The sequence below is a fragment of the Haematospirillum jordaniae genome (assembly GCF_001611975.1).
Taxonomy (GTDB): domain Bacteria; phylum Pseudomonadota; class Alphaproteobacteria; order Rhodospirillales; family Rhodospirillaceae; genus Haematospirillum; species Haematospirillum jordaniae.
In genome coordinates this window covers 204,549-225,759 of the sequence record NZ_CP014527.1, presented here as the reverse complement: position 1 = coordinate 225,759, position 21,211 = coordinate 204,549, and the positions used below count along the sequence as shown (strand labels likewise).

General features: G+C 52.4%; 20 protein-coding genes and 6 pseudogenes. 22 read left to right on the top strand and 4 right to left on the bottom strand.

Going from position 1 to position 21,211, the window contains the following annotated elements; genetic code table 11:
* Nucleotides 1-41: 41 nt before the first annotated feature.
* Nucleotides 42-511, top strand: a pseudogene (locus tag AY555_RS11695) (transposase); the annotation flags it as partial.
* 178 nt (nt 512-689) lie between these two features.
* On the opposite strand, the gene AY555_RS11080 reads toward AY555_RS11695, so the two are convergent.
* Together AY555_RS11080 and AY555_RS11075 are read right to left on the bottom strand one after the other, a co-directional pair.
* Complete coding sequence (locus tag AY555_RS11080; RefSeq protein WP_066137294.1) at nt 690-3,155, bottom strand: M10 family metallopeptidase C-terminal domain-containing protein; 2,466 nt, start codon at nt 3,153-3,155, stop codon at nt 690-692.
* 136 nt (nt 3,156-3,291) lie between these two features.
* A complete protein-coding gene (locus AY555_RS11075; protein WP_066137392.1) occupies nt 3,292-3,846 on the bottom strand; it encodes a recombinase family protein in 555 nt (184 codons plus the stop codon).
* A gap of 207 nt (nt 3,847-4,053) precedes the next feature.
* Between AY555_RS11075 and AY555_RS11070 the strand changes: the two genes are divergently transcribed.
* The 8 genes from AY555_RS11070 to AY555_RS11040 all read left to right on the top strand — a co-directional run bounded on the left by AY555_RS11070 (nt 4,054) and on the right by AY555_RS11040 (nt 9,813).
* Nucleotides 4,054-4,896 carry a hypothetical protein gene (locus tag AY555_RS11070; RefSeq protein WP_066137293.1) on the top strand — a complete coding sequence of 281 codons (843 nt, stop codon included), beginning with the start codon at nt 4,054-4,056 and terminating at the stop codon, nt 4,894-4,896.
* Nucleotides 4,897-5,241: 345 nt separating this feature from the next.
* Nucleotides 5,242-6,123 carry an ABC transporter permease gene (locus AY555_RS11690; RefSeq protein ID WP_082812189.1) on the top strand — a complete coding sequence of 294 codons (882 nt, stop codon included), beginning with the start codon at nt 5,242-5,244 and terminating at the stop codon, nt 6,121-6,123.
* 12 nt (nt 6,124-6,135) lie between these two features.
* On the top strand, nt 6,136-6,450 hold the full coding sequence (locus AY555_RS11060) for an FtsX-like permease family protein (RefSeq protein WP_167798494.1): 315 nt from the start codon (nt 6,136-6,138) through the stop codon (nt 6,448-6,450).
* Entirely contained in the window at nt 6,447-7,196 is a 750-nt protein-coding gene (locus AY555_RS11055) for an outer membrane lipoprotein-sorting protein (RefSeq protein WP_082812185.1), read from the top strand. Before AY555_RS11060 ends, AY555_RS11055 begins: the two co-directional genes overlap by 4 nt.
* A gap of 31 nt (nt 7,197-7,227) precedes the next feature.
* On the top strand, nt 7,228-7,983 hold the full coding sequence (locus AY555_RS11050) for a hypothetical protein (RefSeq protein ID WP_156483425.1): 756 nt from the start codon (nt 7,228-7,230) through the stop codon (nt 7,981-7,983).
* Nucleotides 7,941-8,390, top strand: a complete 450-nt coding sequence (locus AY555_RS11905; protein WP_156483424.1) for a hypothetical protein — start codon at nt 7,941-7,943, stop codon at nt 8,388-8,390. Before AY555_RS11050 ends, AY555_RS11905 begins: the two co-directional genes overlap by 43 nt.
* An 11-nt stretch (nt 8,391-8,401) precedes the next feature.
* On the top strand, nt 8,402-9,241 hold the full coding sequence (locus AY555_RS11045; RefSeq protein WP_167798493.1) for a crotonase/enoyl-CoA hydratase family protein: 840 nt from the start codon (nt 8,402-8,404) through the stop codon (nt 9,239-9,241).
* A complete protein-coding gene (locus AY555_RS11040) occupies nt 9,238-9,813 on the top strand; it encodes a hypothetical protein (RefSeq protein WP_066137282.1) in 576 nt (191 codons plus the stop codon). The genes AY555_RS11045 and AY555_RS11040 overlap by 4 nt, the downstream gene beginning before the upstream one ends.
* Nucleotides 9,814-9,969: 156 nt before the next feature.
* On the opposite strand, the pseudogene AY555_RS11685 reads toward AY555_RS11040, so the two are convergent.
* Both AY555_RS11685 and AY555_RS11030 read right to left on the bottom strand, forming a co-directional pair.
* Nucleotides 9,970-10,281: pseudogene (locus AY555_RS11685) on the bottom strand (ArgP/LysG family DNA-binding transcriptional regulator); the annotation flags it as partial.
* A 33-nt stretch (nt 10,282-10,314) separates the two neighbouring features.
* Nucleotides 10,315-10,629 (bottom strand): annotated as a pseudogene (locus tag AY555_RS11030) (Tn3 family transposase); the annotation flags it as partial.
* Between the two features lie 23 nt (nt 10,630-10,652).
* On the opposite strand from AY555_RS11030, the gene AY555_RS11900 reads away from it, so the two are divergent.
* The 13 genes and pseudogenes from AY555_RS11900 (at nt 10,653) to AY555_RS10980 (ending at nt 21,207) form a co-directional block, all read left to right on the top strand.
* Complete coding sequence (locus AY555_RS11900; RefSeq protein ID WP_156483422.1) at nt 10,653-10,898, top strand: hypothetical protein; 246 nt, start codon at nt 10,653-10,655, stop codon at nt 10,896-10,898.
* Nucleotides 10,898-11,759: pseudogene (locus AY555_RS12380) on the top strand (plasmid partitioning protein RepB C-terminal domain-containing protein). Before AY555_RS11900 ends, AY555_RS12380 begins: the two are co-directional and overlap by 1 nt.
* A gap of 99 nt (nt 11,760-11,858) precedes the next feature.
* The gene (locus tag AY555_RS12210; RefSeq protein ID WP_209315868.1) at nt 11,859-12,038 is read left to right on the top strand and encodes a transcription termination/antitermination NusG family protein; all 180 of its coding nucleotides are present in this window, start codon (nt 11,859-11,861) and stop codon (nt 12,036-12,038) included.
* 84 nt (nt 12,039-12,122) lie between these two features.
* A complete protein-coding gene (locus AY555_RS12205) occupies nt 12,123-12,356 on the top strand; it encodes a hypothetical protein (protein ID WP_209315867.1) in 234 nt (77 codons plus the stop codon).
* A 257-nt stretch (nt 12,357-12,613) separates the two neighbouring features.
* Nucleotides 12,614-13,782, top strand: a pseudogene (locus AY555_RS11015) (nucleotide sugar dehydrogenase).
* Between the two features lie 14 nt (nt 13,783-13,796).
* Complete coding sequence (locus AY555_RS11010) at nt 13,797-15,098, top strand: nucleotide sugar dehydrogenase (protein WP_066137390.1); 1,302 nt, start codon at nt 13,797-13,799, stop codon at nt 15,096-15,098.
* 18 nt (nt 15,099-15,116) lie between these two features.
* Nucleotides 15,117-16,172, top strand: coding sequence for an NAD-dependent epimerase/dehydratase family protein (locus tag AY555_RS11005; RefSeq protein ID WP_066137277.1), 1,056 nt, complete (start codon nt 15,117-15,119; stop codon nt 16,170-16,172).
* The gene (locus AY555_RS11000; protein ID WP_066137275.1) at nt 16,172-16,990 is read left to right on the top strand and encodes an ABC transporter permease; all 819 of its coding nucleotides are present in this window, start codon (nt 16,172-16,174) and stop codon (nt 16,988-16,990) included. The genes AY555_RS11005 and AY555_RS11000 overlap by 1 nt, the downstream gene beginning before the upstream one ends.
* Before the next feature lie 118 nt (nt 16,991-17,108).
* Nucleotides 17,109-17,637: pseudogene (locus AY555_RS12375) on the top strand (ABC transporter ATP-binding protein); the annotation flags it as partial.
* 29 nt (nt 17,638-17,666) lie between these two features.
* Nucleotides 17,667-18,281, top strand: coding sequence for a Wzt carbohydrate-binding domain-containing protein (locus AY555_RS12370; RefSeq protein ID WP_407646309.1), 615 nt, complete (start codon nt 17,667-17,669; stop codon nt 18,279-18,281).
* Nucleotides 18,282-18,322: 41 nt separating this feature from the next.
* On the top strand, nt 18,323-19,399 hold the full coding sequence (locus AY555_RS10990; protein ID WP_066137271.1) for a lipid II:glycine glycyltransferase FemX: 1,077 nt from the start codon (nt 18,323-18,325) through the stop codon (nt 19,397-19,399).
* Nucleotides 19,389-20,201, top strand: coding sequence for a class I SAM-dependent methyltransferase (locus AY555_RS10985; protein ID WP_066137270.1), 813 nt, complete (start codon nt 19,389-19,391; stop codon nt 20,199-20,201). Before AY555_RS10990 ends, AY555_RS10985 begins: the two co-directional genes overlap by 11 nt.
* Before the next feature lie 4 nt (nt 20,202-20,205).
* Complete coding sequence (locus tag AY555_RS10980; RefSeq protein WP_066137268.1) at nt 20,206-21,207, top strand: acyltransferase family protein; 1,002 nt, start codon at nt 20,206-20,208, stop codon at nt 21,205-21,207.
* Nucleotides 21,208-21,211 lie beyond the last annotated feature (4 nt).

The window sequence follows — 21,211 nt, the reverse complement described above, 5'->3', positions numbered from 1 at the left end:
AATGCTTGGAGCGACGCGGGCTGTCGTGATTCAAGCTCGGAATGTGGACGCGAAAAACCCGCGCTCGCGTAGCGCAATCGAGCGGAAGCTGACACGCTATCCGACCGATCTAACCGACGACGAATGGAATTATATCAGAGATTTACTGCCGCCGGTGGCGCGACGGGGCCGTCAGCGGAAGGTGGATTTACGCGAAGCGCTTAATACCATCCGGTACCTGGTTCGAACAGGCTGCGGCTGGCGAATGCTACCCCGAGATTTTTCACCTTGGCAGACCGTGTATTGGTGATTCTGAACCGCTGATGCGGCGCTTTCTGTTCGGCACCATCCACGATATCACGTTGATGATCGACCGCGAACGGCAGTGCCGCGAAACGAGCCCGAGTGGCGGTGTCATCGACAGCCAGTCGGTCAAGGCGCCCGCTACTAAGGCCCGTGGATATGACGCCGGGAAGAAGGTGGTAGGCTCCTGATGCTCAGTCTAACGCCGGCGGATATCTCGGATTCGGCTGAACAAGGGGGCGTCTCAGAAAAGGGAAAAGAAACCCCACTAAACCGTCTGAGCAGGCAGCCAATGGTACAGTGTAGCGGGTGACACACCCAGACTCTCGGCAATCAAAGTCAACTCGGGCATAGGCACCACTGTTCCCGATAGAATCGGGAACAGTGGCTAGCTTCATGTCAAAATATTACGAAAAAGTAAAATCTGACGCAGATAAAGAAGAGGTGTTCTGTAACAGGATTGAGAAGTCGGGAGTATCGTCACCTGTAGCTTCAATACGCAAAAACAGGTCTTTGCCAAGTGGCTCTGCCCAGATAGCGTTTCTGGCTGGTCCCGTGTTGCTGAAATGATTAACTAACAGGCCTTGGCTCAGATGAGAGAGATCAATTCGATCGCCTTCAGCGGCATTGAAATCCAGTATCTGGTGCCAACCTCCTATGATCGTACCAGAAGTAGATGACCCATTGTAACTGAATGTATCCGCACCCGCACCACCGGACAGGGTTGATGTCAGTTGCTCAACACGCAACTTGTCATCACCGCTGCCAGCAACAAAAATTTCAATAGAATGAAGATAATCTTTCTCGCCGGTACCAATAGACACGGTTCCCCAAGTTTCGCCACGCAACTTTACATCAAGTGAGTCCGTATAGCTGGCATAGCTGACAGTGTCTTTTCCCGCTCCCCCGGCCAGGAAGTCATTGCCGGGGCCTCCATCCAAATGGTCATCACCATCGCCACCATGCAGGGCATCATCGCCTGCACCGCCCTTCAGGATATCATTGCCTGCGTTACCCAGCAGGATATTGTTACCGTCATTGCCCGTTATTCTGTCATCTCCATCCCCACCAATGATGGCCTCAATATTCTTCAAGGTATCTTTGTCAGTACCATTGACACGAACGACGGAACTCTGGCCGCCATCAGCCAGCGTCACGACGATATGTCCCTGTTCTTCACCATAGTCCATATAGTCGCAGCCCCCTTGGCCATCGATGGTGTCATGGCCACCACTGGAACGGAAAATGTTGTTAAGATCATTGCCTGTCAGGTGATCATCAAAAGCGCCCCCAGCCAAGTGATTATAATCAATGATCTCAGCAACCTGGACGCCATTAACAAGAACAGGAGTTGGCTCGTTCATACCCAGTGTTATCGTTACCGGGCCAGTGGCAAAGTTACTTTTATAAACAGCGCCTTCAACACCTTCATTGTGAGGTATAGTATCCTCTCTTACGGGGTTATCAGGGGGTATTGCGGTAACCCTCGCTGTATCCAGAATCAGATTTTCGGCGGAGAGTGTGGTTACACCGTTCAGACGCACGGAGAAATCCTCTCTCGTGTCCCCGGACGTATCGGCAAAGACTGTTAACCCAGTATCATCGGACTTGTACCACAATGAAAAAGGGCGTGGTGTCTGGTCACTGAATGTCAGGGCTTGGTGTCCCTGCATGCCCGTATTGGCATCCAGTGCCGAGAAATCCAGGCGGTCATGATCGGCAGGGCTGAAGTCATGGACCGTATCTCGCTCGGCAGTTTCTGGCCCGGAATGAGCGATATCGCGCCAGACAAACACATCCGCACCGGCACCACCTGTCAGGTGGTCTGCCCCGCCTCTTCCTTCAAGGAGGTCATTACCCCGTCCACCCTGCAACAGGTTGTTCCCATCGTTGCCGCGCAGGATATCGTGACCGTTCCCACCCTCTGCATTCTCGATATGGGTGTCGTAGGCAATACCCAGGATTCCGCTGTCCTTGTCCCAAGCTGCCGGATCGGATTTGGTATCAACGCCGCCAAAGAACGACAGGGTGCCTGGTGTCAGGTCAATGTTCGCAGACGTGTCCCGTCCGCTCCAGCTGACCGTATCATTGCCGCCCGCATCCCAGATGGTTTCATAAACATAGGTCTTGCCGGCAAAGTCATACCGGTTGTCTCCGGTACGCGTTGTCATGTTCTTCCCGTACAGGTACTGCAACGCGGCCATGTCATTGAGCATGTAAGTCAGCGGCGTGGACTTGAAGCCGCCAGTATCTTCGCCACCGATCATGGGCTTGTATGACATGACCGAGTAAGCTACAGAGTCGTACTCCTGTGTCACAGGAAAGTTGTCTTTATCGATTTCGCTTTCATCATGCGTATGCTTCAGCCCCAAGGTGTGGCCGATTTCGTGCATGGCAGTCAGATGTAACTGGCTTCCCGGTGATCCATCTGTTCTGACAGTATTGTACCAAGGATTAAACCAGACTGAGCCAGCTATATCATTGGTGTCTGGAAATTCGGCATAAGCAGCCGCATCCAGAAGAGCGGCCTCATCCATGGTTTTGCTGGCACCGATCAAAATTCGTCCAGGCTCCCCGCCTCCCTTTTTTTCCGTGAATGAAAGACGGGTAAAGTCTTCAATTTGTTTGAATATTCCGGCAATCGATGACCGTAGACCATCTGTAATAAAGGAGGGATCGAGAGCCAAACCCTCCTGCCAGTGTGTTGTTACGTGCTCATATTCGGGAGATACGAAGCTGTATGTCAGTTCTAATGGCTTTCTCGGAGCACCGTCGGAAGACCAGAACTTCCCATGGAGCAGCGAATCAACCGCTTCCTGCCCACTGGCCGATACGTTAGATGCGCTATTGTATCTGGTAACTGCTGCACTCATAATCTTTTTCCATCATAACTAGCGTCATCCAACTATACCAAGGCGGCAGTCTTAATTCTCCTATTAAATGCAAGTAGACGTTTATTTTTTCTGAAATTTCAATCTTAGATTGTCTAAGAAAATAGAAAAAAGCACGCTAAGCCGTCTGAGCAGGCAGCCAGCGGTACAGTGTAGCGGGTGACACGCCGAGACTCTCGGCAACGGTGCGGGCGGGCGTGCCGGTCTCCAGAAGTTTCCGCGCCGCCGTGATCTTGCCGGGGGTCATCTTTGCGGGCCTGCCCCCTTTCCGTCCGGCTTTCCGGGCGGCGTCCAGTCCGGCCCGGGTTCTCTCGGCAATCAGGTCGCGCTCCATCTCGGCAAGGCTGGCCATGATATGGAAGAAGAACCGGCCTGCCGGGCTTCCGGTGTCTATGCCATCGGTCAGGCTGCGGAAGTGGATGCCACGCGCCTGAAGGCTGTCAACCAGGTGCACAAGCTGTTTTACGGTCCGGCCCAGACGGTCCAGCTTCCACACCACCAACGTATCACCGGGGCGCAGGTAATTCAGGGCGCTGGAAAGGCCGGGGCGGTCTTCACGGCTGCCACTGGTCTGGTCCTCGAACACGCGCTCGCAACCGGCTGCCGACAACGCCTCTGTCTGTAGCTCTGTGGTCTGGTCTCGCGTCGAAACGCGGGCGTAGCCGATCAGCATGACATCTCCCTCAAAACTCATCGCAAACATCACCAAGAACCGACACGGTTTCAAGTGTGGTTTTTGAGAGGGTGAAAGCCGCGTGCCGCCGTGCCCGGTGTCTCGAAACCGGATCGGCTTATAAATGGCCCTTACGTCCACGCCATCGGTTGGACTCGCAAACAGGATCACTCCGGGTGTGTCGCCACTCGTTCCACTTGGGCTGGCTTGGCGAATTCCTTCGACTTCGACGGCGTTGGCGGCTATCGGCTGAAAGATGAAACGCCAGTTACCTGTCCGACCGACATTTCCTTGCCTGTAATGCGCAGCAGCGGAGTGGCGAGAGCGCGTTCAGCTGCGAAAGCCACAGTCTTTGCGGCGTTACTCGGCAAGCAATTACTTGAGACAGTTTCTGATCGGGAAAATTATCATGGTCACCGCGTTGGTGTAGCCGTTGCGTCCAGCTCTGCAATTACCCCTATTGCTTGGGAATTCGAAGCTGTTGGATTACGCAAAGGCTGGGATAAAACTGATACTTTGTTGTTGCCTAGCTCTATTCCTAGCGCCATCACTACCCAGACCTCGGCGGTCTTCGACACGCATGCGGCCGCTATTGCCTTTCAGGATGGAATATTTGGCGTATGTGCAGCGATTGAGTATGCGCATCTGTCATTCGCGCATCAGCGTTCTGATTATTTCTTAATCATTGGCGCGGAGGAAGTCTGTCAGATTCAATGCAGCGCACTCGCAGCGTTAGGTGATCAGCGTCCATGGATAGACAGTGCTGCCGGGCTGGTCTTAAGTGGGGTTCCGAACTCTGCGGGTGACTGGCAACTGGCGCTTTGCGGTAACTCGGTAGAAGGCATGGCGCAAGTGTTGCCTGAAGAATGGACGGGCGCCACCACACTTGAAATAGATATCGAAAGTAGCGCTACGCTATTTTCGGCACCTCTTGTTCCGTATGCCTTACACCACCTCTTTGTGAACGCGCCTGGTAAGGCTGTGTTGAGTTGCCGACTACCTGGCAGAGGAAAATATGTCCTTGGATTTACGCAACACGCCTCTTGCTAAGCGACCAGCCGTAGTGGCTGGTTTATCAATGCGGATGACCACTGCAGGCGCAACAATCATTGGTGGGCCTGCCATCTATGCTGCCTTAGGTGTGCGTCACGCCGGTATCAGCACCGCGTTGCTATTGCCCGTGCGCTTATTGCTTCACCCGATTTTGTCTTGGCTGACAAACCGACAGCTAATCTTGATAGTCATACTGCAACTGATATCTTGGCGTTGATGTCGGATCTAAATAAGGAAATGAATACTGCGTTTATTTTTTCTACACATGACCCAAAGGTTTCTGCTTTCGCGCATAAAAAGTTTCATCTTGAAGATGGAGCGATGACTTGATGAACACATTCAATATCGCCCTCAGGAATATTTTCCGGAACAAGCAGTCGTACTTCTATCACCTTCCTCTCTATAATCGCTGCTTCGGCCGCAATTATTGTTTTTGGTGGATTCATTGCCTTTTCCTTCGAAGGTTTAAGAGAAACGACTATCCGTACCCAGCTCGGCCATCTGCAGATTGCTAAAAAAGGATATTTTGACCAAGGCGCTGGACTTCCCGAACGCTTTCTAATTTCTGATCCAGCGAGCATTGAACGCGACATCAGAAAATCACCACTGGTTAATACAACAACTTGGCGCTTGACCGGCTCTGGCTTGATCAGCGCCGGTGAGACTTCGCTCTCTGCACGTTTAGTAGGTGTGATGCCTGAGCGCGAAGATGATTTCGCGGCATTCGAAACAGTCATTGCTGGCATGCAATTAGACCTAGATACTCCATATGGTTGTGTCATTGGTGCGGGGTTGGCTAAGGGATTGAATGTATCTGAGAATGCAAATTTGACTATCCTTAGAACAACTATTGGTTGCACTATCAATGCAATCGACTGCTCTGTGGTTGGAACCGTTAGGACGGCGTCGAAGGACTATGATAACGTGTACGTAAAAGTTCTGTTGTCGTTACTTCAGCGCCTGTTTAACACCACTAAAGTAGAAAAAATTCTGGTGCTTACCAAAGATACAAATCAAATGCCATTAATTCAGATTCTGGTTGAACAGGCTATGGCCACTCACCCAGACCTTGAATACAAGTCTTGGCTTGATTTGGCTGATTTTTATCGTGGCGTAGTCAATCTGTATGCAAGCATCTTTAAATTGACTTCTATTATTCTGGGATCTGTTGTTTTTCTTAGCATTTCGAACACCATGAGTATGTCTGCTTTTGAGCGTTTCTAGGAAATTGGAGCATTGCGTGCTATTGGTCAAACACGCGCCGGCATTGTCAAAATGTTTATCTGCGAGGGGGCTCTGATCGGTCTCATTGGCGGCTTGCTAGGGCTGTCGGTCGGTGTACTCCTAGTTTGGGGCATCAACCAAACTGGTGGTATTTTGGTACCCGCTCCACCTGGCATGTCGTCGGGCTACACTGCTCTGATCAAGCTGAGCTCAGAAGCTTGCCTGTACGCTTTTGTCACAGCTTGGATGGCATCTACGCTGTCGTCGTTCTATCCAGCGTGGCTAGCCTCTCGTATTGACATTATCAAGGCTCTTCACTACACATGAATCCTCTCAAATCCATCTTCTGCTCATTAATAGCTGTTGTGTTAACAACGCTCTCTTCCGTCTTTGCACAAGAGATGGATGCGGCATCTATCTTGGAAAAAGTTGATGCAATCCGTTCGCCATCTGATAATTTTTTATTTACCGTCAAGTTGCAGTCGCAAACATCTTCTTCGGAAAACGAAAGTGAATTTGAAGTATTTGTGCGCAACAGCACTAAAAGCTTGGTGTTGTACAGACAGCCAGTTAAACAGCGTGGCCGTGCATTACTACTGGATGGTGCCAATATGTGGATCTACATTCCTGGTACCAGCCGCCCGGTGCGCATCTCGCCGCAGCAACAGCTTATAGGTGCGGTATCGAATGCCGATGTTTCTCGAGTAGTATTCAGCCTTGATTACACTGCGGACAGCATTGAAAAACAGCGCCTCGATGATTTATCCGCTCTAAAACTTGATTTGCACGCTCAGAAAAGTAGCGCCCCTTATCAGCGCATTCATTTATGGATTGCCGAAAAGAATCTACACCCTTTGAGAGCTGATTTCTTTTCGCTTTCCGGAAAATTGATTCGCACCATTAAGTATTCTGGGTACCAGAACGTGCTTGGGAAGGAGCGGCCTACGATTCTTCAAATTTCCGATTCCATCAATCCGACAATCAAAGCAACTCTGAGTTATTCAGGATTTAAAATTCAGAACACGCCGGAAGAGTATTACCAGCCATCGTATTTAGGGAGGCTTGCAAATTAGCAGGATATATGTGCGCAGATGGATATTACTATTGCTTATTTTTAAGCCAAATATTGGCTTGGCCGCTGATCCAAATCAGAGCTCCGAAGCGTCTCAGATTGAAACTTCCGGCTATATAAGCTTGCGTTCGCTGCGGAATCAAAGTGGCGACGGAAGTAGCACTAACCTCTTGTCTGGCAACGCACTGCTCAAGTCGAAATTGAAGCTTGACAATGATCTGCTGAATATTCAATTGCGACCATTATTGACGCACGCAACGAATAATAGCGTCAGTGAAGCATCCGCTTATGTAGATGAATTATATTGGGAGCGTCGGCTGTCACCCAGTTCTTTTACTTTCTTGGGTTGGCGCAAAATTGTTAACGGAGTAGCAATAGGCAGAAATCCATCAGATTTTTTTAATCGGAGTAAGCACCAAGACCGTACATTAACCGATGATGATCGGCGAGCTGAAATAGAAGGCGATGATATGATGGGGTGGTCATATTTTGGGCAATCCTACAGCCTACAGTCCTTGCTGGTGGCTCCTGACAGGGATAGTAAGCGTATTCGAGCGATGTTACAGATGAATAGCAATTTGAATTTTCTTTCTACGGATATTTCTTTTATCGCATATTATGCTGACCGCCCGTCTCTAGGTATGAATATTTCCACTGTCCTAGGAGAAAATGTGACTGCTTACGCTTACGTAAGGGCCGTGATCGGCAAAGCCCACTGTTATCGAGAAATGACGTTGTGGTTGGCGTGGCAGAGGATGACAACCGATGGATTACTGATGTTGTCATAGGTGGTCAATACACCACGGGCGGCGGCATTACCTTTACCGCCGAATATTGGCGTAACGATAATGGGTTTTCAGACAAGGAATATGCAGGGATTGCAAACTCATTGATTTCTGGTCAAGGTAATCCTCGCTTGGCAGGAACTTTGTTGAGTACACTTGGGCTGCGGAGAAATTCTGCATTTGTCAGAATCGGTGATATTCCGTTATACGACGCCCTAAAATGTGAAATAACATGGGTTCGCAACCTAGACGATTCCAGTAGCTTTGTGCGTGGCGCTCTCAATTGGGACATTAGCAAGGCTGATGACTTCCGAATTGGTATTGATAGATTTTATGGTTCGAAACTAAGTGAATATGGCTCCAGTAAGATTGATGGACGAATTTTTTTATCTATAAAAGATTTTTTTTAATAAGATTTAGTTTGGGGGCGCGATGCACCATTTTCCTATCTCGGATCATTAACGCGGTCGATTTTGAAGAAAAATATGGCATTCTGTGGTTATTGTGGCAAGAGAAATGTCCTCCTTACTTTAGCCTTGCTTTATTGCGTGATATGGAATATGGCGTATCAACTATAAGTAATCGCACATTTGCGGCCGCCGATCTGCTCCGTTATTTTGTGCTTCGGTCACGCCGAGGCAATATATTCAATTTGGGCGGAGATCTTGAGTTTTTTAAGCAAATGATTGTATCGGGAGATAGAGATGCCTTATTGTCTTACGCAAAGCAATCAGCTGATATGATGTATACCTTGTACAGCGGTTTTGAAAAGGGTGTCACCACTGTCGCCTTAGTGCAAGGAAAGTGCATTGGGGGAGGTCTCGAAGCGGCTGTCGCTTGCGATTACATCGTTGCAGAGCGCCATTCCGAATTTTGTTTTCCTGAAATTCAGTTGGGTATTTTTCTTGGAATGGGCGTACTGCCAGTGCTGGCACGGCGCTTAAATAAGCACGATTATGAGGATCTGTGCCACTCGGGCCGCAACTTCTCCACTGAAGAACTCGCAAACATGGGGTTGATTGATGTTGTTGCGGACAAGGGACAGGGCGAACAGGTCATCATGAAATGGATTAAAAAACGGTATGGCGCATTACGCTCGCATCAAACTATGTCCTGTATTCGAAAATCTGCCGCCCAGCTATCCCGCGCGGATTTTCATTCAGGGCTTGAATCTTGGGTAGATGTTGTCATGTCTCTTGATAAGCGACGTTTAGCATTGTTGTCTTTTGCAATTGATAAACAACATGCAGGTGTCCAATGAAGGTAATTTTCAGCGTTGGAAGTTTCTTACTCCAATTCTTTCCGCTGACTGTTTTTCTCAAGGTTGCATTTCTAAATGGAAAACATCAAGCTGCTGATTGGTTGAATGCATTTATATGGGGTGGTTCTGCAGCCATTTTGCAGCTTGCGTTGTCCATATTTTTCTCACGGGGTCATCCTCTGAATAGAATAATTCTTGGATTTAACTGGTATCTAATTATTGGGGGTTTTGCGGTTATTGCGAATCAGTTTCCATTTCTGGAGTTTCTTAATAATTTGAAAGAAACCGGTATTTTTTTGTGTTTATTGATTGTTGGTATCTATACCACTTTCGCATCAAAGGCTGGTTTTGTCGGTGCAGTTAAAATATCTATGCAGCGTAATATAAGTAATTATTCTATTTGGCTGATCATTTTGACCTGTGCTGCGGTAGCTGTATCTTTCTGGTTCAGGGGGCAGACGATCATTTCTTCAGCAGTTCCATTGATCGTTCTCAGCGTAGCTACTCGGCTTTTTAAGAGACGATTACAGCGTGGTCGGGACGAGTTAGCCCTCACGCACGATGGTAGGTAACACAATCAATCCGCATTACGAACTGGATTGTCCGCACTGCTGCTCGTTTGCCATAAGAGCGGTTTTGAGTTCGATCCCGCTCAGCTCCACCATAATATCCAAAGGCCCGGCCATAACAGGTCGGGCCCTTGTGCATTCAGACCCTTAAAAACGCTTTCAGGGTGGAAGCAGGGTTGTCCGTGCTGCGGCTATAATGTGGCGGGTCAGGTCATCCAGAACGGTTGACGCCGCCCGGGCCTGTTGCCAGTACAGCGGTACATCCAGCGGGGTGTCGGGCACCAGCTCCTCAAGGGAACCTTCCTCAAGATGTTCGGCAATCAGCGCCTGTGGATGCAACCTCCAGCCCATGCCGGCCATAGCGGCGGTTGCAAAGGCCTGCGGCGATGGCAGCGTGTGCCGGGGCAGGTCAATGTTCCGGTGGCACAGGCGTCGGGCCCAGCGTGCCTGCAGCTCATCCTTGGTATTGAAGGGGTCGTCTCAGAAAAGGGAAAATAAAGCACGCTAAGCCGGTTTCAGTGGTCGTAGCGGCCTGAACTTGCCAGTGCCGATCTTGACGCGGCTGCGCCAGAGGTAATCGCCGGTCAGGCTGATGTGCTCCCAGACCAGCGGCGACAGGTACTGCAACAGGGCGTTGTCGACGGCTTGACCGCGACCACGCAGGGCATGCGTTGCGCGTTCCAGGTAGACTGTGTTCCACAGCACGACAGCTGCGGTGACCAGATTGAGGCCGCTGGTCCGGTAGCCCTGTTGCTCAAAGCTGTGGTCGCGGATTTCGCCCAGCCGGTTGAAGAACACGGCACGGGCGAGCGCGTTTCTGCCAGGGGCAGGGCGGCTGGTCCGTGCTCCGGTTGACGACGGGACGTTCGGTTTTCACGGTCAGCCCCGCTTCTGTCTCGGGGCCACGCCTGTCGCGGCCGTCCGCAGGATTGGCTGACCTGGCAGGGGCACCGGGTGACGCAACAGCGTCTGGCCAGTTTCCTCCCCTGCCCCATGGTCATTCCTCGCGATCGCTGCGCTCCAGGAAACAGGCCAAACGCTGTCTTCCGGTTCCCTCCAGCCCTTCGGGTGCATCCCCGATGGGGTGATGAGCACCCGCAAATACAAGCAGGTCGTCTCCTCCATTCACGAAATCGGGCTGATCGAACCCCTATCCGTGATCCAGCATGACCCGGCCAAGTCGGAATTCATCCTGCTCGATGGTCATCTGCGCGTCCTGGCACTGAAAGATCTCGGCGTGCATGAGGCTCCTTGCCTGCTGGCCAAGGACGACGAGACCTACACCTACAACCACCGCATCAACCGCCTCTCCACCATCCAGGAACACTACATGATCCGCCGCGCAATCGATCGCGGCGTCAGTAAGGAGCGTCTGGCCCGGGCCTTTGGCGTGAACCTGAGTTCCATCAACCGGCGCATCAACCTGCTCGAAGGCATTTGCCCGGTTGCAGGACAAACAGTTCACCCCGGACGTGACCTGGGTGCTGCGCAACATGAAGGCCGCCCGGCAGGTGGAGGCGGTGGAATTGATGGTGGCGAGCAACACCATCACCGTGGCGCATGCCGATGCCTTGCTCAAAGCCACGCCTCCGGAGCAGCGTACCGACTTCAAACCCACCGAGCGCGACCTGCAACTGGCACCCATTGAGCAGATCGTCAAACTGGAGAAGGAAATGAGCCAGGTCCAGACCCAGTACAAGGATGCCGAAGAAAACTACGGGTCCGACCTGCTGAATTTGGTCGTCGCCAAAGGCTACTTGACCAAGCTGCTCGGCAACGATGCCGTCAAAAGTTACATCACCCGGCACGAGCTCGAAATTCTCGAGCATTTCGAACTGGTGGTGAACGCCGTCAGTATGGAAGAAGCCGTGCAGCAGCAACTAGAGGCCGATGGCGAATTTGAAGAGCCGCCTGAGAACGATGTATCGGATCAGAAGGGGGCTGAATAACGATGGCGTAATAGGACAGATCCATTGCCACTTTGCATTGCCGCATCGCAGCACCGAAGAGTAAAATGTTGACAATAAAAATAACCTTCGGAGGTGGTCATGCACTGGTATCTCGTTCATACCAAGCCTAGGCAGGAGAAGTGTGCCCTGGACAACCTCCTGCGCCAAGGGTTTCAGTGCTACCTGCCCACCCTCCCATCCGCAAAACTCCGCCAGGGCGTGCTGACGGTGACGGACGAACCCCTGTTCCCACGTTACCTCTTCATTCGCCTGGGCTAGGGGTATTCAGCCCCCAGCTGGGCACCCATCCGTTCGACCAAGGGCGTCAGTCGGCTGGTCAGCTTTGGGGTGGAGCCGGCCAAGGTGACCGAAAGCCTGGTCGAAACCCTGCGGGCGCAGGAGGCCTTGGTGCATGCTGAGCCAGAGCGCCTGTTCAAACCGGGTGAACGCGTCCGTCTGACCGAAGCGCCCTTTGCCGGCATTGAAGGCATTTATCAAATGGCCGATGGCGAGCGCCGCGTCATGGTGTTGATCGAACTGCTCTCCAAGCAAGTGCAGGTGCGGGTTGCACCGGCCAATTTGCGCAAGGTCGGCTGAAGTTCGGCCAAAACATTTGTCAAAGTCATGACGGTGTGGCAAAATGCACCTGTCCGTTAAGCCTTTTGCAGCACTAAGCTGCTCTCTCAAGGCTCGGAATTCCCCCTGTTAGGCCCCGCTGACCGCGGTGAAACGGCATGGCGGTAGCGTGCCAAAAGCGCATTGATCCCCATTTCCCAATTGAGTCGAAAAGTCGGTTTCCGAGCGGAAATCCGAACGATCTTTTGCGCGCGCATTCGCCGGGAGCACTTCCTCTCATGAAAATCGCCATCGCCGGCACCGGCTACGTCGGCTTGTCCAACGCCGTCCTGCTCGCGCAGAAAAACGAGGCGGTTGCAATCGACATCGTCCCCGAGTAAGGTGGCGATGCTCAATCGAAAGCAATCCCCCATTGTTGACGTCGAGATCGAGGACTATCTCCAGCACAAGCCGCTCAACCTACGCTCTATGCCGGACAAACGCGAGGCCTATGAGGGTGCCGATTTCGTCATCATCGCCACCCCCACCGACTACGATCCCGAGGCCAACTATTTCAATACTAAGTCTGTCGAGGCCGTGGTGCGTGACGTTATAGCCATCAATCCGAAGGCAGTGATGGTCATCAAGTCCACCGTGCCGGTCGGTTACACTGCCAAGCTCAAGGCCGAGCTCGGTTGCGACAACCTCATCTTTTCGCCCGAGTTTCTGCGCGAGTGCCGTGCCCTGTATGACAACCTCCACCCCTCGCGCATCATCGTCGGAGAGCGTTCGACGCGCGCTGAGACCTTCGCCCGACTGCTCCAGGAAGGGGCGATCAAGATAGACATACCGGTGTTGTTCACCGACAGCACCGAGGCCGAGGCGATCAAGTTCGTCGCCAACACCTATCTGGCCATGCGCGTGGCCTACTTCAACGAGTTGGACACCTACGCTGCCACCCACGGCCTAGACACGCGCCAGATCATCGACGGTGTTTGCCTCGACCTGCGAATCGGCGCCCACTACAACAACCCCAGCTTCGGCTACGGCGGCTACTGCCTGCCCAAGGACACCAAGCAGCTTCTCGCCAATTACCGCGATGTGCCGCAAAACCTTATCCACGCCATCGTTAGCGCTAACTCCACGCGTAAGGACTTCATCGCTGAAGAGGTCTTTCGTGGCAAGCCTAGGGTGGTCGGTGTCTATCGTTTGACTATGAAGGTCGGATCTGACAACTTCCGAGCCTCCAGTATTCAAGGCGTGATGAAGCGGATCAAGGCCAAGGGCATCGAGGTGATTGTTCATGAGCCTGAGCTGGTCGAGTCTGAGTTCTTTAACTCCCGTGTTGTGAATGACCTAGATGTTTTTAAGCGCGAGGCCGACGTGATAGTTGCTAACAGGTATACGGTTGAATTGGCTGACGTTAAAAGATAAAGTTTATACACATGGTCTATTTAGAAACGATTGAAAGTAAGAATTAAAGTGAATTTAGTTTCTGAAACTACTGTAGTGGCGGTAGTTGGTCTTGGCTATGTCGGCCTTCCTCTCGCGGTTGAATTTGGGAAAAAATTCCGCACGATTGGATATGACCTATCCAAAGCCAAGATTGCCAGTTACTTAAGTTGTTGCGACCCCACAGGGGAGGTGAGCAGCGAAAACCTCAGGGCGGCGAATCTGCTCGAATTTACAACCGACCCAAGCCGTATCGCCAGCGCTGACTTTGTAATCGTCGCTGTTCCCACGCCAGTAGATAATGCCCACATACCTGACTTCTCTCCGCTAGTGGGCTCCTCCACAACTGTAGGCGAGCACATTAAAAAAGGCGCCATCGTGGTGTACGAGTCCACTGTCTATCCCGGCGCTACCGAGGAGGTCTGCATACCTTTACTGGAAAAGCATTCAGGTATGAAGTGGATGCAGGACTTCCATGTTGGCTACTCCCCGGAACGGGCGAATCCGGGCGACAAGGAACGGACTATCACCAAAATCGTGAAGGTAGTGTCTGGCGATGATGCGACCACTCTCAAAGCCGTGGGCGACCTGTATGAATCCGTGATCACCGCCGGTGTGCATCGCGCCAGCAGCATCAAGGTCGCTGAAGCCGCCAAAGTCATCGAGAACACCCAGCGTGACCTGAACATTGCACTCATGAACGAGCTGGCACTGATCTTCGACCGCATCGGCATTGACACCCTAGAAGTCCTGCAGGCCGCCGGCACCAAGTGGAATTTCCTGCCATTCCGCCCGGGCTTGGTGGGCGGCCACTGCATCGGCGTGGATCCTTACTACCTTACGCATAAGGCCGAAATGCTTGGCTACCATCCGCAAGTAATTCTCGCCGGCCGGCGCATTAACGATGGCATGGCGGCTTGGGTAGCACAGCAAACAGTGAAAGGTATGATCAGCAATGGCAGTGCGGTCAAGGGTGCCAAGGTTATCGTTCTTGGACTCACCTTCAAGGAGGATTGCCCTGACCTGCGCAACTCAAAGGTGGCGGATCTGGTTCAGGAGTTGCAATCCTTCGGCTGCGATGTATCGGTACATGATCCCGTTGCAGAGAATCATGAGGCCGAACACGAGTATGGCATCAGCCTTATCTCTTGGGACAAGCTGCCGGCGCAGGCCGACGCCATCGTTGCGGCCGTATCGCACCGCCAATACAAGGAGATGCCCTTGGCTGACATGCTTGCCAAGCTCAAGAAGGGTGGTGTCTTTGCCGACGTGAAGTCGGCCTACGATCCGGTTGCCATCCGCGCTTCCGGCGCTACCTTGTGGCGGGTGTAATACGAGGCCGCCTGTTCCATGACTGCATATAACGACCTCCTCGACAAACTGCCCTGCAGCCCAAAGACCTGGCTCGTCACCGGCGTGGCCGGCTTCATTGGCTGCAACCTGCTGGAACGCCTGCTCACTCTCGATCAACAAGTGGTTGGCCTAGATAATTTTGCCACCGGACACCGCCACAACCTGGAGCAAATCCGTTCGGCTGTGACGCCTGAGCAGTGGACGCGTTTCTCCTTCATGGAAGGGGATATCCGCAACCTGGCAGACTGCCGCAAGGCCTGTGCGGGTGTGGATTACGTCCTGCACCAAGCCGCCCTGGGCTCGGTGCCACGCTCCCTGGAAGACCCGATTACTACCAACCAGGCCAACATCGATGGCTTCCTAAACATGCTGGTGGCAGCCCGCGATGCGAAAGTGGCCCGTTTTGTCTATGCCGCTTCCAGCTCAACCTATGGCGACCATCCCGGCCTGCCCAAGGTCGAAGACCGCATCGGCAAGCCCCTGTCACCCTACGCAGTGACCAAACTGGTCAACGAGCAGTATGCTGACGTGTTCGCCCGGGCCTATGGCTTCAAAGCGATTGGTCTTCGCTACTTCAATATTTTCGGTGCGCATCAGGATCCCGACGGCGCCTATGCTGCCGTGGTGCCCAAATGGACGGCGGCGATGATAGCCAATGAGCCGGTATGGATTAACGGCGATGGCGAGACCAGCCGCGATTTTTGCTACATCGCAAACACCGTCCAGGCCAAGCTGCTGGCGGCTACGGTGAAAAACGACGAGGCGACCAATCAGGTTTACAACGTGGCGGTCGGTGACCGCACTACCCTGAACGACTTGTTCGAAGCCATCCGTGTCACGCTGGCACCCCGATTTCCGCATTTGAAGGACTGCAAGCCACAATATAGGGACTTCCGTTCCTGCGACGTGCATCACTTTCTCGCAGATATCACCAATGCGCGAACCCTGCTGGGCTATGAGCCGAGCCATCGTATCCGGGAAGGACTGGTTGAGGCCATGGATTGGTACGTCAGTAATATCGCCGCAGTGTCGGCCAGCGAGGTCGTGTTGTGATGGACGAAATACGCGTCATCGAGCGGCAAAAGCATTTCGGCTTCGGGATCATGGAGGCCGCTCGTCGCTTGGAACTACTCGTGATGCTCTCACAGCGTCAGATTGCATCTCGCTATCGCCAAATGCTGCTGGGAGTGTTCTGGGCTGCACTGGAGCCGCTAGGCCAATTGCTCATGCTCACCTTGGTTTTTGGCTTTCTGCTCAAGGTCGACACCGGAGGTTACCCATACCCATTATTCGCCTTTGCCGGGTTGACCGCCTGGTGGCTGTTTAGCCGCAATTTGCTGGCAGTGGCTGGGTGCCTCCAGGACAATATGGGGCTCATTTCAAAAGTCTATTTCCCGCGTCTGATACTAGCCTTGGCGGCGAGCGTAAAAGAGATATTCGACATCGCTATCATGCTCGTGCTTCTGTTGGTGGTGGCTGTCATCTATGGCTACGCTCCCGGTGCCAAGGTGCTCGTACTGATTCCGCTGTTGCTGTTTGCAGGCTTACTCAGTTTAGGCCTTGGGTTGTGGTTGGCCAGCCTGATGGTTCGCTTCCGTGATGTTCGCCCCATGCTTGGACTCATCTTGCAGGCTGGTATGTACGCAAGCCCCATCCTTTACTCGCCTGCGTTGGTCCCTGAGCGGCTTCAGTTCTATTACCAACTTAACCCGATGTACTGGGTGATTGAGCTCTCGCGTTGGGGGCTGCTGGACAAGGCCGTGACGATCACACCATCGTTCTACTGGTCTTTGTTGATTTCCATCGGGGTCATAGCCAGCGGTTTGCTGGTGTTCTCCGCCACAGAAAAAATGGCTGTCGATGTCCAATAAAGATAATTTTTCCGTTCGTGTCGAAGGGTTAAGCAAGCGCTACGTGGTACCCCATCGCGATGAGTCAAGAGGAAGGATGGGGAAAATCGCAGCGCACATGCGAGAGTTTTTTCCATTCATGGGGCGTGACGAGACTGACTATTTTTGGTCCTTGCGTGATGTCTCCTTCGAGGTAAAGCCCGGGGAGATACTGGGTATTCTCGGCCGCAATGGTTCAGGAAAGAGCACTTTGCTGAAGATCCTTTCGGGTGTGACGCAACCGACCACTGGCCGGGCAGAGCTGCGAGGACGAGTGGGGTCACTGCTTGAGGTGGGCACCGGTTTTCATCCGGACTTGACCGGTAGAGAAAACGTTTTCATGTCTGGCGTTTTGTTGGGCCTGAGTCGAAAAGAGATTGCCGCCAAGTTTGACGAGATCGTCGACTTTTCGGGCATAGAGCAGTTCATCGATGTGCCCGTCAAGCGCTACTCCAGCGGCATGTATGTCCGCCTAGCCTACACCGTCGCATCCTTGCTGCGCTCGGATATCCTGATACTCGATGAAGTCATGGCTGTTGGTGATGCTGCGTTCCTAGAGAAAAGCCAGAAGAACATCGAAAAGATCGCCAATGACGGCCGGACGATCCTTTTCGTCAGCCACAACATCCATGCCGTGCGCAGCCTGTGCCACACAGCTATGCTTTTGTCAAAAGGACAAAAAGTGATGCAAGGGGAAATTGAGGATGTGGTCTCCTTCTACATGCGCCAGCTGCATGGCTTGGGCGAGAAATCGCAATCAGATATTTCGGACCGTGCGCCGCTGGTGAATCTCGAGAAAGCAGATGGCTGGGATGGCGAAAGGCTACACACTATCCTGCAATGGGTAGAGACCTGCGATGGAGACGGCAATCCAACCAGAATGTTCAAGACCGGTGATTCGATGTGCATACGCATCGGATACCAACTCAATCAAAAAATAGAAGTCGGTTATTTCACGATTTTCTTTATCGATGATTTGGGCGATCGTGTTCAGGTCATATATAGCTTGCACGATGATGCGAAGATTGACATTGGTAATAGTGGCGTCATCGAATGCAGAATCGACGACCTGCGCCTGGTCAGTGGTGAATACAGCTTGACACTGGACTTCGGGTGCATCGTCGACGGCCATCTCAAGTCTCTTGACTGCATTCCCGATGCGACTCAGGTGCGCATTGATCTTGGGGGCTATCTTGGCCCCCTAGGCTTGCGGCCAAATCAGGGAACATTGGCGCAACGTAGCCGATGGTGTCAGATTGATAAACGTGTGTGACTGTTATTGCTGATGCTAGTGCCGCAGGCTGAAAGATCAACATGTCATTAGAAATTATCCCCAGAGCTGAGACGACTCCTGAGGAGTGGGATGCGCATGTTTGCGGCTCTCCAGATGGCTGGGTCTTCTCCCTATGGGGTTGGCAGGAATTGATTGAGGCCGTTGAACCCTGGGCGCTCGAAGACCATAGTTTTGCGATCCGTGAGGGGCGACGTCTGCTGGCCTTGGTGCCGTTACATTACCACCCTGGCTCAGGCCGTATAGCCTCCACTGGGTGGGGTGGCAGCGGCCCAGTCATCGATGGCCGATTGGGCGGGAAGGCACGCAATAAGCTGATGGGGCAGGCTATTCAGCACTGTATTAACTTGGCCAGAGAGAGGGGGGCAACCGGTTTCGACGTCTCGCTCTCGCCTGTCACCGCCACCTCGATTGCCAGTGCCTGGGGCGTTAATCCCCAGGTATTCCACGGACTTGAGGATCGCTCGGGACTTGCCCAAGTGATCGATTTATCGAAGTCCGAGGATGAACTCTGGGCCGATCTAACGTCGGATGCGCGGCGCCAGATCAAGCAGGCGCGCGAAGCGGGGCTTCTCGTCGAGCGCGTCGATTGGGCACAGCACCTCGACCGCTATTACGAACTGCACGTCGCCACGTACACGCACACCGGGGTCTCACCACACCCGCGCGCCTATTTCGCCGGCATTACCGGACATACCGCACCAAGCGGCCACTCTGTGTTGTGGGGTGTGAGCACACCGGCAGGGGAGCTTGTGGCCTACCACAATGCCGCATGGTTTGGTGCCGGGGCCTACTATCACACCGGTTGTTCTGCCGATTACTCCGGTTTTTCCGGCGCAAGCTATCTGCTGTTCTGGGAGGCAATGCTCGGGGCACGGCGTGCGGGGATCCGTTGGTACGACTGCGGCGCAGTTTTCCCGGGCAAAACGTCGAGTGAAAAGCAAAAAGGCCTCAGCACCTTCAAGACAAAATTTGGAGGGCAACCGCATCGGCAGTTTTCCGGTGGGTTGAATTTCCCATGCCGCCCCATTGCGTCGTCTGGCGTCTCGCCCGCGCCGACTTTTATCAGACAAGTATTAGGCAAAATTCGTGGCAGATAGTCAGAATAAACAAAGGCAGGTTGCTAACCTTGAGCAATCAATTCGTACAGTCTATGAAACTGAGGGTGTCTATAAAGCGGATACGATTTGCCATCGACTAAATGAGCAATCAAAAGAGTATGCAGACAGATTGCTCCTAGAAAAGCTGCGTACGGTACGGCGTCACGTTGCCGACGGACTCTTGGTGGATCTGTGCTGTGCAACCGGTGAGCATTTGCTTACCTTGGCTGGTGTTTCCGACCATTGCCTGGGTATTGACTTCAGCCGGCCTTATATTGACCGGGCGAATCAGCGATCTAAAGAACTTGGCCTATCTCACGTGAAATTTGAGGTGGGGGATGCTAAGAGTCTTCCGCTTGAAACAGGCAGCGTTGCAACTTTGTACTCGTTTTCAGCGCTGTACGCCATTCCCGATGTTGAAGTTGTGATCCGGGAAATATCGCGTGTTTTGCGTGAGGGAGGTCGTTGCGTTCTAGATCTCGGAAACTCGAAGTCGCTGAACTCCATTTGCGTTAAAGCCTATACGGAGTTGCCCCCCACATTTCATATCACAGTGCCGGAAATGCAACGGATCTGTGAACGCAGCGGCCTGAGAATCATTGAGCACCGCTCCTTCCAGCTGCTCCCGCTATGGGCCGATAAGCCACGCTGGCTTTGGCCACTCTTGCATCCCGTCTGGAAAAAGATCATGGCTGTTCGGTTCAAAGGAAAGATGCTCGATGAGTGGGTTTCTAGTAGTAGCTTGCTCCGCCAGTACGCTTTTCGGCACCTACTTGTATGTGAAAAACTAGCAGAGGAATGACCTAGTGATCGGGTTGGGTGTTATTCGTTTTGTACTCGCCATGATGGTTCTGATGAATCACCTATGGTCGCCGACTGCAAATGTCATAGGGGCACACGCTGTCACCGGCTTTTACATTGTTAGTGGTTTTTTGATGACCAAAGTCATCAATGAAGTTTATGTAGATGATGGTGGAAAACTACGATATTTGGCAAACCGGGCACTAAGAATATATCCCTTGTACCTGTTGGTGTTGCTGACTTCATTGGCTTTTGTTGCAATTTGGCCGAATTATTTTCAGGTTTACAGTCTTATTCGCATCCCCATGGATGGTTGGGAGTGGTTTTCTAACGTGTCGCTTTGGCGGCTCACTGACTCGCCAACCATAGTGATCCCGCCAGCATGGTCGCTTTATGTTGAGGTGTTTTTTTATATAGTGATCGCCTTCATTGCGAGGGCTCGAGGCATGGTCGTGCTGTGGTTTCTGGCCAGCCTTTTGTACACAGTCTGGATGATTGCCAACGGCTATTCATTTGCTGATCGTTACTATCCACTAGGAGCGGCATTGTTATTCTTTTCGACTGGAGCCATTATCTATTTTCTGGCCAAAGAAGGCTGCTACTATTTCTTTGATTTGTTTTCTATGCCGATCATTTGTGGCCTGCTTGCACTTTTTGTCATTTTTCCACTTGTTATTGGTGACTGGGGCGGGGGGCGATATTGGTTGGGTTATTACGGCGCGAGCGCCTTATTCGCGATTCTATTTACTGCGCTGGTTGTGACGGCGCGGCTGAATGGTGGCAGGATGGATAAGTTTATGGGGGACTTGGCTTATCCCGTTTTTCTGGCACATTTTCTTGCTGCAGGCTTTGTCAATCTGATAACTGACAACCGTTTTGCAGTAACTGGTCATGCTAATTTTATTTTGGCCACTCTGGTCTGTTTGTCGATGTCAGTCGCGCACCTTAAATGGATCGAGCCGTTGATAGAGGGGATCAGAAATCAGGTGCGAGGGCGTACGGCGTAGAGTG